Origin of the sequence: Sphingomonas sp. Sph1(2015), from assembly GCF_001970915.1 — a bacterium.
Lineage (GTDB): Bacteria > Pseudomonadota > Alphaproteobacteria > Sphingomonadales > Sphingomonadaceae > Sphingomonas > Sphingomonas parapaucimobilis.
Genome location: NZ_MQUI01000001.1, coordinates 187,193 through 204,118, shown reverse-complemented (window position 1 = coordinate 204,118; position 16,926 = coordinate 187,193). Strand labels below are relative to the sequence as shown.

Here is a 16,926-nt window from a genome sequence, read left to right as displayed (position 1 = left end):
AATCCAGGCGAACTGGCGATCGCTGCCCTTGACCCGAACGTCCCCCGCGAAAAGACCGCCGGGTGCCTGGAAGCGCGCTTCGACCGCATCGATCGCGGCCAGCGCCTTGGCTGGACGGTGCAGGTCAAGCAGCACCGAGATCGAGCTTTGCAAGGTCCTTCCCCAGTGGCGGGATAGCGGCTTCCAGAACGTCCAGCACCCCTTGGCGGTCGCCACGAACGTTGCTGGCCTTGGCCAACCATTGCGACATCGCCGCCCAATGGATCGACCAAAACGAGTTGCCCAATTGTGGTTCGGCGAGGCGGGCGTCCTCCATCAACCGGGTCGCCTCTGCGACCTGTCCCGCGGCCAACAGCGCATCGGCCAGTTGGAAATTCGGACGAAGACGCGGGCGGACGATCGAGGTGATCGCGCTTTCCGCCTGCTTGGTGCGCCCCTTCGCAAAGACGGCCCTTGCATCCGCGACCCGGGCATTGCGCCGGCCTACCAGCGAGGGACCTGTCCATCTCAGCAGTTGTGGCCAGATGGCGGCGAGGCGACGGTCCGCCAGCACGGCAAGGGCGATATCGACGACGCGTTCGCCTTCGGACGCACGGATCGTCAACGTCGCGTGGGTCGGCGACAGCGGGCGCAATATCACCTCACCGACCACGCCCTGTATGGTTGGCGCTATCGGGGCAGGGCTCTGCACGATCTCCGCCGTCGACAGGAAAACTGCGATGATCATGGCCCATATCCCCCGGTTCAGAGGATGGCCCGATCACTGTTCGCAGCTCAATCCTGCCCGAGGCGTAGCCCTTCAAAAGCAAAGGGGCCACCGATCCTGCGACCGGCGGCCCCTTGGATGATACTTGCGACCCGACCTTACTGGTCGAGGAAGCTGCGCATCTTGCGGCTGCGGCTGGGGTGCTTCAGCTTGCGGAGCGCCTTGGCCTCGATCTGGCGGATGCGTTCGCGGGTCACGCTGAACTGCTGGCCGACCTCTTCCAGCGTATGATCTGTGTTCATGCCGATGCCGAAGCGCATGCGCAGCACACGCTCCTCGCGCGGGGTCAGGCTGGCGAGGACGCGGGTGACCGTTTCCTTGAGGTTCGCCTGGATCGCCGCGTCCACCGGGATGACCGCGTTCTTGTCCTCGATGAAGTCGCCCAGATGGCTGTCTTCCTCGTCGCCGATCGGCGTTTCGAGGGAGATCGGCTCCTTGGCGATCTTCATCACCTTGCGCACCTTCTCCAGCGGCATGGAGAGGCGCTCGGCCATCTCCTCCGGGGTCGGCTCGCGGCCCTGCTCGTGCAGGAACTGGCGGCTGGTGCGGACCAGCTTGTTGATCGTCTCGATCATATGGACCGGGATACGGATGGTCCGCGCCTGGTCGGCGATCGAGCGGGTGATCGCCTGGCGAATCCACCAGGTGGCGTAGGTGCTGAACTTGTAGCCGCGGCGATATTCGAACTTATCGACCGCCTTCATCAGGCCGATATTGCCCTCCTGGATGAGGTCCAGGAACTGCAGGCCGCGATTGGTGTATTTCTTGGCGATCGAGATGACGAGGCGCAGATTGGCCTCAACCATTTCCTTCTTGGCGATACGCGCCTCGCGCTCGCCCTTCTGCACCATGTTCACGATGCGGCGGAATTCGGTCAGCGCCATGCCGGTCTGCTGCGAAATGTCGGCGATCTCGCTACGGATGCGGTCGACGGTGGCGGCTTCGTTGGTGGCGAAGTTGCCCCACTTCTTGTCCACGCCGCGCACGGTATCGAGCCAGTTCTCGTCCAGCTCGTGGCCCAGATAGCGGTCGAGGAAGTCCTTGCGATTGACCTTGTGCCGCTCGGCCAGGCGCAGCATCTGGCCGCCCAGCGCGGTCAGGCGGCGGTTATAGGCATAGAGCTGGTCGACCAGGAATTCGATCTTGGCGTTGTGGAACTGGACGCTCTCGACCTCGGCGGTCAGCTCTTCGCGCAGCTTGTGGTACTTGCGCTCCTCGGCCGCCGACAGCTCGCCGCCCAGCGCCATGGATTCCAGGCGCTGCTGCTGGATCTTCGAGAATTTCTTGTAGATCGCGGTGATGTTGGCGAACTTCTCAAGCGCCTGCGGCTTGAGCGTCTCCTCCATCTGGGCGAGGGACAGGGTATTGTCTTCTTCTTCGTCCTCGGCGCGCGGGCCACGGCGCTCGCCGCCCTCGCCATCCTCGTCATCGACCGAGGGCTCCTCGGGCTCTTCCTCTTCCTTGAACTGGGGGCCGGCGTTCTTGGCGCTGATCTCGCCATTGTCGTCCTCGTCCTCCTCGCCCAGATTTTCCGGGCCGGCGTCCTTGGACAGCATGGCGTCGAGATCGAGGATCTCGCGCAACTGCATCGTGCCTTCGTTCAGCGCAGTCGACCAGTCGATGATCGCGTTGAAGGTGATCGGGCTTTCGCACAGCCCCAGGATCATCGTGTCGCGACCCGCCTCGATCCGCTTGGCGATGGCGATTTCGCCCTCGCGCGACAGCAGCTCGACCGCGCCCATCTCGCGCAGGTACATGCGGACCGGATCGTCGGTGCGATCGACGGTTTCCTTCTTCTTGGCCTCGGGCTGCGGACCGCCATCGGCGTCGGCATCCGCGGTTTCGGCGTCGTCGGCCTCTTCCTCGGACTCGCCGTCCTCGCCCTGCTCCTCATTCTCGACGATATTGACGCCCATCTCGTTCAGGGCGGCCATGATATCCTCGAGCTGGTCCGAGGACATCTGGTCCTGCGGCAGCGCTTCGTTCAGCTGGTCGTACGTGATGTAGCCGCGCTTCTTGGCGCGCGCGATCAGCTTCTTGATCGACGCCTCGTTCAGGTCGATCAGCGGCGCATCGCCCGTTTCCGTGGTATCGGTCGTGTCCGCCGCCATATTCGCCTTCGCCATCAAATGCCCTCAGGGTTCCGTGCCCGGCCTCTGTCACACCGCTCGCAGGTGATGCAAGCGGGTGAGGGGGCCATGCGTAATTTTCCAGTGTGGACGTGGGTCGCCCAATATGCCCCGGATATGGGGCGGGAGAGGTGCTGTATCAAGCGGCCTCCCCGGCTTGCTTGTCGGCCAACTCATGGGCCGCTTCCAGCCAGCGATAGAGCTCGTCGCGCGATTGCGCGTGCGCGGCATGGCACCGCGTCTGCTCGGCGAAGCGATCCTCGGTCATGTCGGTCTGGAAGGCCTGCACCGCGCGTTCGCGGTTCGCGCGCGTTTCGCTTTCCTCCAGCATGACCTCGATGATCTTTTCGAGATCGCGCACGGCGATCGCTGGATCGCTCGCCTTGCTGAAGAAGCTGAACGCCAGGTCGCGGGTATAGTCGCGCGCGTCGATCGGGTGGACGTCGGTGGTCGCCATGATCTGTTCGATCAGGCTTTCCGCCTCGGCCGCATCCTTGCGCGACAGATGCGGGTCGTTGACCGCCGCGTCGAGCAGATGGTGCCGCCAGTCGTTGAGATAGCGGTCGCCCATGTCCAACCGGCTGATCTCGTCCATGTAGCGGCACAGGACATGCGGATAGCGCATGAGACCCAGCAGCACCGCGCGCTTCAGGCTGTATTCGACCCCGCGCCCGACATGGCGATTGGCCTCCGCCACCGCCTGATGCACCGCCGCCGCATTGACCCGGCGGATGCCGAAAATGTCGAAATAGCGCGACATCATCGCGCGCTTATATTCGTAGGCCAGATCCTTGTGCGGGATCTGCTGCGCCAGTTCCTCCAGCCGCTGTTTCAGCGCGGCGCGGCCCTCGGGCGTGTCGGTCTGGGCCTGCGCTATCTCCGATTGCCAGAGCAGGTCGCTGAGCGGCGTTGCGCGGGTGAGTACGTCCTCAAAGCCCGCCGCGCCCTTTTCCTGGATCAGGTCGTCGGGGTCCTGGCCCTGCGGCAGGGTGACGAAGGACAGGCTCTTGCCCGGCTGGAGCAGTGGCAGCGCGCGGTGCGCGGCGCGGATCGCGGCCTTCTGCCCCGCCGCATCGCCGTCGAAGCAGAGCGTCGGCACATCGACCATCCGCCAAAGCCGTTCCAGCTGATGCTCGGTCAACGCGGTGCCGAGCGGCGCGACCGCCTCGGCGATCCCGGCCTGGGCGAGGGCGATCACGTCCATATAACCCTCGACCACCAGCACGCGGCCGGATTTGCGCACGGCGGGCGCGGCGCGGTCGAGATTGTAGAGCGTGCGCCCCTTGTCGAAGAGCGGGGTGTCGGGCGAGTTCAGATATTTGGGCTCGCCGTCGCCGATGATCCGGCCGCCGAACGCGATCACCCGGCCGCGCGCGTCGCGGATCGGGATCATCAACCGGCCGCGGAAGCGGTCATACGGGTCCTTGCCGTCGACCTTGATGAGCAGCCCGCACTCGATCAGCGCCGGGTCGCCATAGTCCTTGAGCGCGGCCTTGAGCTTTCCCCGGCTGTCGGGCGCGAAGCCCAGGCCGAAGGTGCGCGCCGTTTCCGGCGTGACCCGGCGGCGGGTCAGGAGTTCGCGTGCGTCGCCGCCCGACAGGCCGCCCAGCTGTTCGGAGAACCATGCGGCGGCATCGGCCATCGCGTCGTGCAGCCCCTTGGCGCGCTCCGCTTTCTGCGCGGCACGGCGGTCCTGCTCGGGCATGTCCAGCCCGGCAACCTGCGCCAGTTCCTTGACCGCATCGATAAAGGGCAGGCCACGCTGGTCGGTCATCCAGCGAATGGCATCGCCATGCGCCGAACAGCCGAAACAATGGTAAAAGCCCTTGTCGTCATTGACGTAGAAGCTGGGCGTCTTTTCATTATGGAAAGGGCAGCAGCCCTTATATTCCCGGCCCGCCTTTTGCAGCTTCACCGACTTGCCGATCAGCGCCGACAGACTGGTGCGAGCGCGAAGCTCGTCAAGGAATTGCGGGGTCAGGCTCATGGCGTCCTCGCGATTATAATGGGTAGCGGAAGAGGGGGTTTTTGGCAAGGGGCGGAGGGTGCGAATGGTCCGGGACGGCCTTCCCCTCGGTCCCCTCCCGCCTGCGGGAGGGGATGCGCGTGGGGTGGAGCGCAGCCCTTTCCCCGGAGCGCTACAGGCCCCCCTCCCGCAGGCGGGAGGGGCTGGGGGAGGGCTTTTCCGCAAGCGCGCGCTCGATGGTCGCGACAACGCCTTCCAGATTTTGCAGGACGTCGTTGTTCCAGAAACGGATAACGCGCCAGCCTTGCGCTTCGAGATAGCGGGTTCGGGCTTCGTCATAGGCGGCACGTTCGTCATGCTGGCCGCCGTCCACCTCGACGATCAGCTTTTCGGAGCGCGCGGCGAAGTCCGCGATATACCGGCCGACCGGCACTTGCCGGTTGAAGCGAGCGCCCGCGACTTGGCGTCTCGACAGCGCCCGCCACAACCGCCGTTCCGCATCCGTCGGATTGAGGCGGAGTTCCCGCGCCTTCCTCGTCGGTCGGTCTTCGCGGAAGGGCCGGGGACCCTCCCCTCGGTCCCCTCCCGCCTGCGGGAGGGGAAGCGCATTGGGCGGCGGGCATCCCTCGCCCCCAGGCGTGCCAGGCTCCCCTCCCGCAGGCGGGAGGGGTTGGGGGAGGGGACCACGTTTCCGATCAGAACGATCCACCAGCCCCACTCCCCATCCTGAACTACGCCAACGCCGCCTTCACCAACCCGCTCGCCTTGCTCATATCCAGCACCGCCGCATGCCGCGCCTTCAACTCCGCCATGACGCGGCCCATGTCCTTCATGCCGCTCGCCCCGATCTCAACCTTGATCGCCTCGATCGCGGCCTTGGTCTCGTCCTCGGTCAGCGTTTGCGGCAGGAAGCGTTCGATCACCGTGACCTCGGCCTTCTCCGCGTCGGCCAGTTCCTGGCGGCCACCCTGTTCGTACATGGCGATCGATTCGCGGCGCTGCTTGACCATCTTCTGCAGCACTTCGATCACGACCATGTCGTCATCGGCGGGGGCTTCGCCGGTGCGGAGTTCGATGTCGCGGTTCTTGATGGCGGCCTGGATCAGGCTGATCGCCGCGCGGCTTTCCTTGTCGCCCGCTTTCATGGCGGCCAGCTGCGCGGCCTTGATGTCGTCGCGAATCATGTTTTTTCCGTCTTGTCTGAAAGGCGGGGACGATAGCCGATGGAACCAATTCCGTGAACCGGTTGACGCGAACGCCCGATGGCCCTAGCGGACGCCACTTAGCGACATTGCAGACATTTTAGCAGGAGTGCCCGCCGATCATGGCCGACGCCAAGCCATTCGCCATGCCCGAAAAGCCTGAAGGCGCCACGGGCGTTCTCGTTCTGGCAAGCGGAGACGTGTTATGGGGGCGCGGTTTCGGCGTCGAGGGTGATGCCGTCGGAGAGGTGTGCTTCCACACCGCGATGACCGGCTATCAGGAGATCATGACCGACCCGTCCTTCGCGGGCCAGATCATCACCTTCACCTTCCCGCATATCGGCAATGTCGGCGCGAACCCCGACGATATCGAGGCGGACGCGCCGCACGCGCTGGGCATGATCGTCCGCGAGGACCCGACGGCCCCGTCCAACTTCCGCGCGATGGAGAACCTGGCCGGATGGATGGCGCGGCACAACCGCATCGGCCTGGCGGGCATCGACACCCGCGCGCTGACCCGCCGTATCCGTGCGGCAGGGGCACCGAACGGCGTGATCGCGCATTCGTCTGCCGGCGAGTTCGACATCGCCGCACTGCTCGAAAAGGCGCGCGCCTGGCCGGGTCTGGAGGGCATGGACCTCGCCAAGGGCGTGTCGACCGAGCTGCATTATGGCTGGGGCGAGACGCGTGAAGGCGGCCTGTGGCGGCTGGGCTTCGGTTATGCCGGTGCCGAGGGCGAGGATCGCCCGCATGTCGTCGCGATCGATTATGGCAGCAAGCACAACATCTTCCGCAACCTGGTTCAGGCAGGCGCGAAGGTGTCGGTGGTTCCTGCCACCGCGTCCTATGAGGATGTGATGGCGCTGAACCCCGACGGCATCTTCCTGTCCAACGGCCCCGGCGATCCGGCGGCGACGGGCGAATATGCCGTGCCGGTGATCCGCCAGCTGCTCGATACCGGCAAGCCGCTGTTCGGCATCTGCCTGGGCCACCAGCTCCTGGGTCTGGCGGTCGGCGCCAAGACCAGCAAGATGCACCAGGGCCACCGCGGCGCGAACCACCCGGTCAAGCGCCTGTCCGACGGCCTGGTCGAGATCACCAGCATGAACCACGGCTTTGCGGTCGAGCGTGAGACGCTGCCCGCCAATGCGCGCGAGACGCATGTGTCGCTGTTCGACGGGTCGAATGCGGGTCTGGAACTGACCGACCGTCCGGCCTTCTCGGTCCAGTACCACCCCGAAGCCTCGCCGGGGCCGCAGGACAGCTTCTATCTGTTCGAGCGGTTTGTGGGGTCGCTTTAATGCCTCGGGCTGTCGCTGACTATATTGCACTCGCGCTAATCGCCGATCTGCAAGAGGACAGCGACTGGCTAACCGCAGTTCAAGGCGAGTTTAGCGGCGATCTCGAGCAATTAAAATCTCGAGCTCAGTTAGCTGTTGGTTTTGCCATCTCTGATGATCTGCTTGGGAAGGTCATCAGGGCTATGGCAGACTGTAAATTGATTCGAGTGACCGATGACGATTTTTCGGGAACGTTTGTAAAAATAAAAAGCAAAGGTTTTGCTGAATTCATTCGAAGGGCAAGGGAGGAAGAGGCGAAGGCCGAGGAAGAGGATGGACCTCTCGCTGTCATGGCAAGGCCATCAGATTATCCGAACGCCTCCGCGCTTTTGAAACATGAGCTGTTCGAAGATTATCACGAGCTTGGTTCCGGTTGGCTGAAGCGTGCAATCGACGGGCTTCGGCGAAAGGTTGAAGAGGACGGTGTTCCTTCCGAATCTGCCTTTGGATCATTGGTCGAAGCGGAGGTTGCGCCAGGCTCGGATAGGATTGTATCTTTTTCCGATAATCAGGTCTCTGAACTAGAAAAGAAGACTGGCGAAATAATTGATGAGGTTGCGGCTCAAAATCAGATTGATGGCGATCCGGGCTTAAGAGAAATTATTCTTGGTCAGTTAAAGGCGGGGCGAGAATTAATCAGGGCGGGTACGTTCAGGCTTTATTTTCTTGAGCTTACCCTCATAGAAACTCTCAAATTTCTAGCGAAGCGTTATGAACGGGAAGCCATTGGTGGGCTTGCTTCGGCTCTTATCGCGGCGCTTGCTAAGCATATTGGAATTGATGGATAATGCCAAAACGCACCGACATCTCCTCCATCCTCGTCATCGGCGCTGGTCCGATCGTCATCGGTCAGGCGTGCGAGTTCGACTATTCGGGCACGCAGGCGATCAAGGCCCTGAAGGAAGAGGGCTATCGCATCGTCCTGGTCAATTCGAACCCGGCGACGATCATGACCGATCCCGAGTTGGCCGACGCGACCTATGTCGAGCCGATCACGCCCGCCGTCGTCGCCAAGATCATCGAGAAGGAGCGCCCCGACGCGGTCCTGCCGACCATGGGTGGCCAGACCGCGCTGAACACCGCGCTGGCGCTGTTCCATGACGGCACGCTGGAGAAGTTCGGCGTCCAGATGATCGGCGCCGATGCCGAGGCGATCGACAAGGCCGAGGACCGTCAGAAGTTCAAGGTCGCGATGGAGAAGATCGGGCTGGAATCGGCCCGCTCGGCGATCGCGCATTCCGAGAAGGAAGCGCTGGAGGGCCTCGAGAAGGTCGGCCTGCCCGCGATCATCCGCCCCAGCTTTACCCTCGGCGGCACCGGCGGCGGCGTCGCGTATAATCGCGAGGAGTTCATCGCGATCGTCCGCGCCGGGCTCGACGCCTCGCCGACGACCGAGGTGCTGATCGAGGAATCGCTCCTCGGTTGGAAGGAATATGAGATGGAGGTCGTGCGCGATCGCAACGACAACTCCATCATCATCTGCTCGATCGAGAATATCGATCCGATGGGCGTCCATACCGGCGACTCGATCACCGTCGCGCCCGCGCTGACCCTGACCGACAAGGAATATCAGATCATGCGCAACGCCAGCCTGGCGGTGCTGCGTGAGATCGGCGTGGAGACGGGCGGCTCGAACGTGCAGTTCGCGGTCAATCCGAAGGACGGCCGCCTGATCGTCATCGAGATGAACCCGCGCGTGTCGCGCTCCTCGGCGCTGGCGTCGAAGGCGACCGGCTTCCCGATCGCCAAGGTCGCGGCCAAGCTGGCGGTCGGCTATACGCTGGACGAGATCGAGAACGACATCACCGGCGCGACCCCGGCCTCGTTCGAGCCGACCATCGACTATGTCGTCACCAAGATCCCGCGCTTCGCCTTCGAGAAGTTCAAGGGCTCGGAGCCTATTCTCTCGACCGCGATGAAGTCGGTCGGCGAGGTGATGGCGATCGGTCGCAACATCCATGAATCGATGCAGAAGGCGTTGCGCGGCTTGGAGACGGGCCTGAGCGGCTTCAACAATGTCGAGCATCTGGCGGGCGCCCCGCGCGCCGAGATCGAGGCGGCGCTCGCTAAGGCGACCCCCGACCGGCTACTGGTCGCCGCCCAGGCGCTGCGCGAAGGCTTCACCGTCGCCGAGGTCCATGCGATCGCCAAATACGATCCCTGGTTCCTGGAACGGATCGCCGAGATCGTCGCGGCCGAGGCCGAGGTCATGCAGAACGGCCTGCCGCAGGATGCGGCGGGAATGCGTCGCCTGAAGGCAATGGGCTTCTCCGACAAGCGGCTGGCCTGGCTGGCGCTGCAATCGGCGAATTTGCGCGGCATGGATCGCGGCATCGCCCGCGGCTCGGGCCTGATCCACGAGGTCGTCAAGATGATGACCGGCGGCGTGACCGAGCAGGAGGTACGCGAGCATCGCCAGAAGCTGGGCGTGCGTCCGGTCTTCAAGCGGATCGACACCTGCGCCGCCGAGTTCGACGCCAAGACGCCGTACATGTACTCGACCTACGAGGCCCCGACCTTCGGCGAGCCCGAGGACGAGGCGGTGCCGAGCGACCGCAAGAAGATCGTCATCCTGGGCGGCGGTCCGAACCGGATCGGGCAGGGCATCGAGTTCGACTATTGCTGCTGCCACGCCTGCTTCTCGCTGGCGGATGCGGGCTATGAGACGATCATGGTCAACTGCAACCCGGAAACGGTCAGCACCGACTATGACACTTCGGACCGGCTCTATTTCGAGCCGCTGACCGCCGAGGACGTGCTGGCCATTCTCGACGTCGAGAAGTCGAAGGGCGAGCTGGTCGGCGTGATCGTCCAGTTCGGCGGCCAGACCCCGCTGAACCTCGCCCGCGCGCTGGAATCGGCGGGTATCCCGATCCTCGGCACCAGCCCCGATGCCATCGACCTGGCCGAGGACCGCGAGCAGTTCGCCGCCCTGGTCGACAAGCTGAAGCTGCACCAGCCCAAGAACGGCATTGCGCGCAGCCGCGAGGAAGCGCTGATCGTCGCCGAGCGCGTCGGCTATCCGGTGCTGATGCGCCCCAGCTTCGTGCTGGGCGGCCGCGCCATGGAGATCGTCGACGGGCCGCAGCAGCTGGAGGATTATATCCAGACGGCGGTGCAGGTGTCGGGCGACGCGCCGGTGCTGATCGACCAGTATCTGCGTGATGCCATCGAGGTGGACGTGGACGCGATCTGCGACGGCGATCAGGTCGTCGTGGCGGGTGTGCTCCAGCACATCGAGGAAGCGGGTGTTCACTCGGGCGACTCCGCCTGCTCGCTGCCGCCCTACAGCCTGTCGGCCGAGATCATCGCCGAGATCGAGCGTCAGACCGAGGCGCTCGCGCGCGGCCTGAACGTGCGCGGCCTGATGAACATCCAGTTCGCGGTGAAGGACGGCACGGTCTACCTCATCGAGGTCAATCCGCGCGCCAGCCGCACGGTGCCCTTCGTCGCCAAGGCGATCGGCACGCCCATCGCCAAGATCGCCGCGCGCGTCATGGCGGGCGAGAAGCTGGCCGACCTGCCCCAGATCGATCGTCACATCGATTATTATGCGGTCAAGGAAGCGGTCTTCCCCTTCGCGCGCTTCCCCGGCGTCGATCCGGTCCTGTCGCCGGAGATGAAGTCGACCGGTGAGGTCATGGGCATCGACCCCGACTTCACCACGGCGTTTGCGAAGTCGCAGCTGGGGGCGGGCACCGTCCTGCCGACCGAGGGCGCGGTGTTCATCAGCGTCAAGGACGGCGACAAGGAACAGGTCGTTCCCGCCGCCCGGATGCTGGCCGAGGCGGGCTTCGCCATCGTCGCCACGGGGGGCACCGCCGATTATCTCGACCGCGCTGGCGTCAAGGTCGAGAAGATCAACAAGGTGGCGCAAGGCCGTCCACATATCGTCGACCGGATCAAGGACGGCGGCATCACCCTGATCTTCAACACGACCGAGGGGTGGCAGAGCCTGAAGGACTCCAAGCCGATCCGCGAAGCCGCGCTTGGCCAGAAGATTCCGTACTTCACCACGGCGCCCGCCAGCGTCGAGGCGGCGAAGGCGATTGCGGCGTCGGCGACCCGTGGTCTTGAAGTACGTCCCCTGCAATCCTACTATTCGCGTTCGCACAACTGATCCCGACATGAGAACATGATGTGCTGGCGGGCTGCCCTCCCGGTTTGGGAGGGCGGTCCGTACCGGGAATGCGTAAGAATTGGGGACTAGGAATATGGCGACCGTCGAAAAGATGCCGATGCTCCAGGAGGGCTATGACAAGCTCACCCAGGACCTGCGGCGTCTGAAAGAAGAGCGGCCGCTGATCGTCGACGCGATCGAGGAAGCACGGGCGCACGGCGACCTGTCCGAAAACGCCGAATATCATGCGGCCAAGGAACGGCAGGGTCAGGTGGAGGCGACGATCGCCGACATCGAGGACAAGCTGAGCCGTGCGCAGATCATCGACCCGAAGGATCTGTCGGGCGACAAGATCGTGTTCGGCGCGACCGTCACGCTGCTCGACGAGGACGACAAGCCGGTCAAGTACCAGATCGTCGGCCAGACCGAGGCGGACGCCAAGACCGGCCGGATCAGCTATAACTCGCCGCTGGGCCGCGCGCTGATCGGGCGCAAGCTGGACGAAGAGGTCGAGGTGACGGTGCCGTCGGGCGACCGTTATTACGTCGTCAGCAAGATCGAGTTCATCTGATCCGATGAATTGGGCAGCGGCACGGGCCACGACGGCCATCGCGGTCGTCACGGCGGCCGTGTCGCTGATCCTTATCCTGACCGGCATGGTGCCGGATGCGGCGGTCGCGGGCGGCTTCATCCCGCTGCGTTTCGAGGGCGCGGTGCTGCCGCCCGATTTCGGCTTTGCGGTGCCGACGCTGCTGACCCCGCTGAGCGCGACGCTGATCCATGGCGGGTTCGCGCATATCGCCTTCAATCTGGTGATGCTGGTCTATTGCGGCGCGCAGACCGAACGCGCGCTGGGGCCGCGCGGGATCGCCGTGCTGTACGTGGTGGGCGCCTATGCCGCCGCGATGGCGCAATATTTTCCCGATCCCGCGTCGCCCATGCCGATGATCGGCGCCAGCGGTGCGATCTCGGCCATCGTCGGGGCCTATGCGCTGCTGTTCGGGCGGCGGCGTGCGACAAAGGGCATTGCCGGACTGTCGGCAGAGTTCACCCATGTCCTGTGGCTGGCCGCGGGGTGGATCGGCATCCAGCTGCTGCTGGGCTATGCCGGTATGGGGATGGGCGCGATCGCGGTCGCCGCGCATATCGGCGGGTTCATCGCCGGGCTGGTTTTTGCCAAGCCGCTGCTGCTGTGGCGCTATCGCAACGCTTGACGAGAGGGGAATCCCGCCCCGTTCCGCCTCAGGTAAGTTGAAGGCCACGCTCCAGCCTCGCCCGGTATCGGCCGTCTTCCCATCCACTTCGACTTCGCTCAGTGCGAACGGAGTGAGGGACGTGTGGCGGGACTGTAATCCCAACGCCCGTTCAGCCTGAGCGAAGTCGAAGGCTATGCCCCCAACTTCGCCCTAAGCCGCACATCAATCGAGCTTCGGTTCCAGCAGGCGGTGCAGATGCACCACCACGAACTTCATCTCGGCATCGTCGACGGTGCGCTGCGCGGCGGCGCGCCAGGCCTTTTCGGCGCTGGCATAATCGGGGAACACGCCGACCACTTCCAGACCGGCGGGATCGACGAAATCAAGGGTCTGCGGATCGCTGACGCGGCCGCCGAACACGAGGTGCAGCTTGCTCATGGTGTCTCCTGAGGATTTGCGCTTTCCCCTAGCGGCAACTGCGCCGCGATTGAAGACGCTCTTTCGCGAAGGCAACGCTTTGTCATCGTCATGGGGGCATGGTCATTGGCACCGGCCGTCGATCCATCCTAGGGGATAGGCCATGACCGATATGCACAATCCCTCTTACGACATCGTTATCGTCGGCACCGGCCATGCCGGCGCGCAGGCCGCCATCGCGCTGCGCCAGGAAGGATTCGAGGGCACGATCGCGATGATCGGCGAAGAGGCCTGGCCGCCCTATGAACGCCCGCCGCTGTCCAAGGAATATCTGGCCGGGGACAAGCCGTTCGAGCGTATCCTGATCCGCCCCGAGCGGTTCTGGGAAGACCGCGCAATCACGCTGCGGCTGGGCGAGCGGGTCGTCGCGGTCGATGCCGAGGCACGGTGCCTGACCATGGCGGCGGGTATCGTGATCGACTATGGTACGCTGATCTGGGCGGCGGGCGGCCATGCCCGGCGGCTGGACTGTGGTGGTCATGACCTGACCGGCGTGCATTCCGTTCGCACCCGTGCCGATGTCGACCGGCTGATCGCCGAACTGCCTGCGGTGCAAGAGGTGGTGGTGATCGGCGGCGGTTATATCGGGCTGGAGGCAGCGGCCGTGCTGAGCAAGTTCGGCAAGGCCGTCACCATCATCGAGGCGCAGGACCGCGTGCTGGCGCGCGTCGCGGGCGCGGCGCTGTCGCGCTTCTACGAGGCGGAACACCGCGCGCATGGTGTGACGGTGCGGCTCAACGAGAGCGTTGCGTGTATCGAGGGCGAGGGGCGCGTCAGCGGCGTTCGACTGGCTGATGGCACGGTGCTGCCTGCGCAGATGGCGATCGTCGGCATCGGCATCATACCCGCCGTCGAGCCGTTGATGGCGGCCGGAGCGGCAAGCGGCAATTGCGTCACCGTCGATGCGCAGGGGCGCACCAGTCTGCCCCATATCTATGCGGTCGGTGATTGCGCGGCCCATGCCAACGCCTTTGCCGACGGCGCGGTCATCCGGCTGGAGTCGGTGCAGAATGCGCATGACCAGGCGACGGTAGCGGCGCGCACGATCATGGGGCGCGAGGTCGCCTATCATGCAGTGCCCTGGTTCTGGTCGAACCAGTATGACCTGAAACTGCAGACGGTCGGCCTGTCGACCGGGCATGACCAGGCCATCCTGCGGGGCGACCCGGCCACGCGCAGCTTCTCGGTGGTCTATCTGCGACAGGGGCGGGTGATCGCGCTCGACTGCGTCAACGCGATGCGCGACTTCGTGCAGGGCAAGGCGTTGGTGGCCGATGGCGCCACCGTGCCGGTCGAGGCGCTGGCCGACGCTGGCCGTCCGCTCAAGACACTCTGGCCGCTACCCATCTCTTGAGCTTTCAAAACAAGCGCTTGCATCACAGCCCTACGCTATGTCAGACTTAATGCAAAGGTTTGCAGGAGGGGTTTGATGCGCTGGCGGAACGCGATTCTGGCAGGTGTGGGTCTGGTTGCGCTGGCGGCGCCCGTCTCGGCGAAGGTGACGGCTCCAGCGGGTGCGAAGGTGTTCCGCCTCGATGGCGGCGGGGTCACCTATGCCATGGGGGTGGACGAGAAGGGCTATCTTCAGCCGCTCTACTGGGGATCCGCGCTGGCGGCGGGCGATCCGCTGATCTCGGGCGATCCGGTCAAGACGGGCGACCCGATCGTTCTGAAGGCACCGGGCGAGCTGTCCGGCTTCGATCCCGCCGGTTCGGTGACGCTTCAGGAATATCCGGGGCAGGGCGAGGGGCTGGTCAGCGAACCGGGCGTCAAGGCGCTGTTCGCCGACGGCAATCGCGATCTGGTCCTCAAATACCGCAGCCACAAGGTGAGCGGCGAGACGCTGACCGTCGAACTGGCCGATATCCGCCGTCCGCTGTTCGTCACGCTGACCTACACGATCGACCCCGCGACCGGCATCGTCGCCCGCTCCGCCAGGGTGCGCAACGGCGATGCCCGGCCGGTGCGCGTCGACCAGCTGGCGGCGGCGGTCCTCTCGCTGCCGGTCGGCGACGATTACCGGCTCCATTACCTGACCGGCCGCCACGCCGCCGAATGGACGCAGAAGACGGTCCCGATCGAGGCCGCCGCTACCGTTCTGGAGAGCCGTCGCGGCTCGACCGGCCATGGCAACAACCCCTGGTTCGCGATCGGCCGCGAAGGGCTGACCAGCGAGGAGCATGGTCCCGTCTGGTATGGCGCGCTCGCCTGGTCGGGGTCGTTCCGCATCAGTGTGGCGTCGGACAATCTGGGCCGGGTGCGGATCGCGGGCGGCTATAACCCCTATGACTTCTCGTGGACGCTGAAGCCGGGCGAGACGCTGGACACGCCGGTCTTCTATGCAGGCTATTCGGGCGACGGGCTGGGCGGGGCGTCGCGCACCTTCCACCAGTTCGAGGTCGCCCACATCCTGCCGCACGGCACCAAGGCGCGGTTGCGCCCGGTCCTCTATAACAGCTGGGAGGCGACCGCCTTCGATGTGACCGAGGCGGGGCAGATGGCGCTGGCCGAAAAGGCGGCGAAGATCGGCGTAGAGCGTTTCGTGGTCGATGACGGCTGGTTCGGCGCGCGAAACAACGACAAGGCGGGCCTGGGCGACTGGACAGTCAATCCGACCAAATTCCCGAACGGCCTGAAACCCCTGATCGACCGGGTGAAGGGGTTGGGCATGGATTTCGGCCTGTGGGTCGAACCCGAGATGGTCAATGTCGACAGCGACCTCTACCGCGCGCATCCCGACTGGGTGCTGAACTTCCCCGACCGGCCGCGGACCGAGGGGCGCAACCAGCTGGTCCTCAACCTCGCGCGGACCGATGTCCGCGATCATCTGCTGGCCGTGCTCGACAAGCTGGTCAGCGAGAATGACATCGTCTTCCTGAAGTGGGACTATAACCGCAACTGGACCGAGGCGGGCTGGCCCGAGCAGCCGGTCGCCGACCAGCAGCGTGTCTATGTGGAATATGTCCGCAACCTCTATTACATCCTCTCCGAGCTGCGGCGGCGCCACCCCAAGCTGGAGATCGAGGCGTGTTCGGGTGGCGGCGGTCGGGTGGACTTGGGGATCATCGGGCTGACCGATGAAGTCTGGCCCTCGGACAATACCGATCCGGCCGACCGGTTGACCATCCAGGACGGCTTCACGCGCGCCTATCCGGTCGCGGTCATGATGGCCTGGGTTACGGACAGCCCGAATTGGGCGAATACGCGCGTGACCAGCCTGGACTATCGTTTCCTGTCATCGATGCAGGGCGGGCTGGGGATCGGCGCGAACCTCGACAAATGGGCGGACGCGGACTTCGCCACCGCGCGCAAATGGGTCGCGGCCTACAAGACCATCCGCGAGACCGTGCAGCGCGGTTCGCTCTACCGGCTGGAATCGCCGACCGGCGACAATGCGACGTCCGCGACGATGTATGTCGGGCAGGACAAGCGCCAGGCGGTGCTGTTCCAGATGCTGCATTCGTCGATGTGGCGCGACAACCCCGCCGCGATCCATGCGCAGGGGCTGGACCCGGCGCGGGTCTATAGCGTGCGGATGCTCGACGGCTCGGCGCGGCCCGCGGGCGTGCCTGCGCAGGCGTCGGGGGCGTACTGGATGAACCGGGGTTTGCGTGCGCCGCTGAAGGGGGATTATGTGGGAACCGCGTTCGTGTTCGAGGCGGTGAACTGATCGGGGGGCGGGAAGAACCATGCGAAGGACGGGTTGGGGCGTGACGGCGTGCGTGCTTCT

General features: G+C 64.8%; 13 protein-coding genes. 7 read left to right on the top strand and 6 right to left on the bottom strand.

Features of this window, described 5'->3' with window-relative positions:
• Positions 1-124: 124 nt before the first annotated feature.
• From BSZ14_RS00860 to BSZ14_RS00840, 5 genes are all read right to left on the bottom strand, one after another.
• On the bottom strand, positions 125-727 hold the full coding sequence (locus BSZ14_RS00860; RefSeq protein ID WP_076709284.1) for a hypothetical protein: 603 nt from the start codon (positions 725-727) through the stop codon (positions 125-127).
• A gap of 137 nt (positions 728-864) precedes the next feature.
• Positions 865-2,892, bottom strand: a complete 2,028-nt coding sequence (gene rpoD, locus BSZ14_RS00855) for an RNA polymerase sigma factor RpoD (RefSeq protein ID WP_076709282.1) — start codon at positions 2,890-2,892, stop codon at positions 865-867.
• A 142-nt stretch (positions 2,893-3,034) separates the two neighbouring features.
• Positions 3,035-4,882 (bottom strand): DNA primase, encoded by a 1,848-nt coding sequence (gene dnaG, locus BSZ14_RS00850; RefSeq protein ID WP_076709281.1) that lies wholly within the window; start codon positions 4,880-4,882, stop codon positions 3,035-3,037.
• Between the two features lie 151 nt (positions 4,883-5,033).
• Positions 5,034-5,348, bottom strand: coding sequence for an endonuclease domain-containing protein (locus BSZ14_RS19945; RefSeq protein ID WP_241823582.1), 315 nt, complete (start codon positions 5,346-5,348; stop codon positions 5,034-5,036).
• Between the two features lie 244 nt (positions 5,349-5,592).
• Positions 5,593-6,045, bottom strand: coding sequence for a GatB/YqeY domain-containing protein (locus tag BSZ14_RS00840; protein WP_042483483.1), 453 nt, complete (start codon positions 6,043-6,045; stop codon positions 5,593-5,595).
• Between the two features lie 140 nt (positions 6,046-6,185).
• On the opposite strand from BSZ14_RS00840, the gene carA reads away from it, so the two are divergent.
• The 5 genes from carA (at position 6,186) to BSZ14_RS00815 (ending at position 12,737) form a co-directional block, all read left to right on the top strand.
• A complete protein-coding gene (gene carA / locus BSZ14_RS00835) occupies positions 6,186-7,364 on the top strand; it encodes a glutamine-hydrolyzing carbamoyl-phosphate synthase small subunit (RefSeq protein ID WP_076709279.1) in 1,179 nt (392 codons plus the stop codon).
• A complete protein-coding gene (locus BSZ14_RS00830; RefSeq protein ID WP_076709278.1) occupies positions 7,364-8,191 on the top strand; it encodes a hypothetical protein in 828 nt (275 codons plus the stop codon). Before carA ends, BSZ14_RS00830 begins: the two co-directional genes overlap by 1 nt.
• Entirely contained in the window at positions 8,191-11,523 is a 3,333-nt protein-coding gene (gene carB, locus BSZ14_RS00825; protein ID WP_076709276.1) for a carbamoyl-phosphate synthase large subunit, read from the top strand. Before BSZ14_RS00830 ends, carB begins: the two co-directional genes overlap by 1 nt.
• A 94-nt stretch (positions 11,524-11,617) precedes the next feature.
• Complete coding sequence (gene greA, locus BSZ14_RS00820) at positions 11,618-12,094, top strand: transcription elongation factor GreA (RefSeq protein ID WP_042483476.1); 477 nt, start codon at positions 11,618-11,620, stop codon at positions 12,092-12,094.
• A gap of 4 nt (positions 12,095-12,098) precedes the next feature.
• A complete protein-coding gene (locus BSZ14_RS00815) occupies positions 12,099-12,737 on the top strand; it encodes a rhomboid family intramembrane serine protease (RefSeq protein ID WP_076709275.1) in 639 nt (212 codons plus the stop codon).
• A 204-nt stretch (positions 12,738-12,941) separates the two neighbouring features.
• Here the strand turns inward: BSZ14_RS00815 and BSZ14_RS00810 are convergent, their stop codons facing one another.
• Positions 12,942-13,157, bottom strand: a complete 216-nt coding sequence (locus tag BSZ14_RS00810; protein ID WP_042483471.1) for a DUF4170 domain-containing protein — start codon at positions 13,155-13,157, stop codon at positions 12,942-12,944.
• A 142-nt stretch (positions 13,158-13,299) separates the two neighbouring features.
• Between BSZ14_RS00810 and BSZ14_RS00805 the strand changes: the two genes are divergently transcribed.
• Together BSZ14_RS00805 and BSZ14_RS00800 are read left to right on the top strand one after the other, a co-directional pair.
• Positions 13,300-14,550: an NAD(P)/FAD-dependent oxidoreductase gene (locus tag BSZ14_RS00805; RefSeq protein WP_076709273.1), complete on the top strand. Its 1,251-nt coding sequence runs from the start codon at positions 13,300-13,302 to the stop codon at positions 14,548-14,550.
• A gap of 75 nt (positions 14,551-14,625) precedes the next feature.
• Positions 14,626-16,866 (top strand): alpha-galactosidase, encoded by a 2,241-nt coding sequence (locus BSZ14_RS00800; RefSeq protein ID WP_083748016.1) that lies wholly within the window; start codon positions 14,626-14,628, stop codon positions 16,864-16,866.
• Positions 16,867-16,926: the final 60 nt, after the last annotated feature.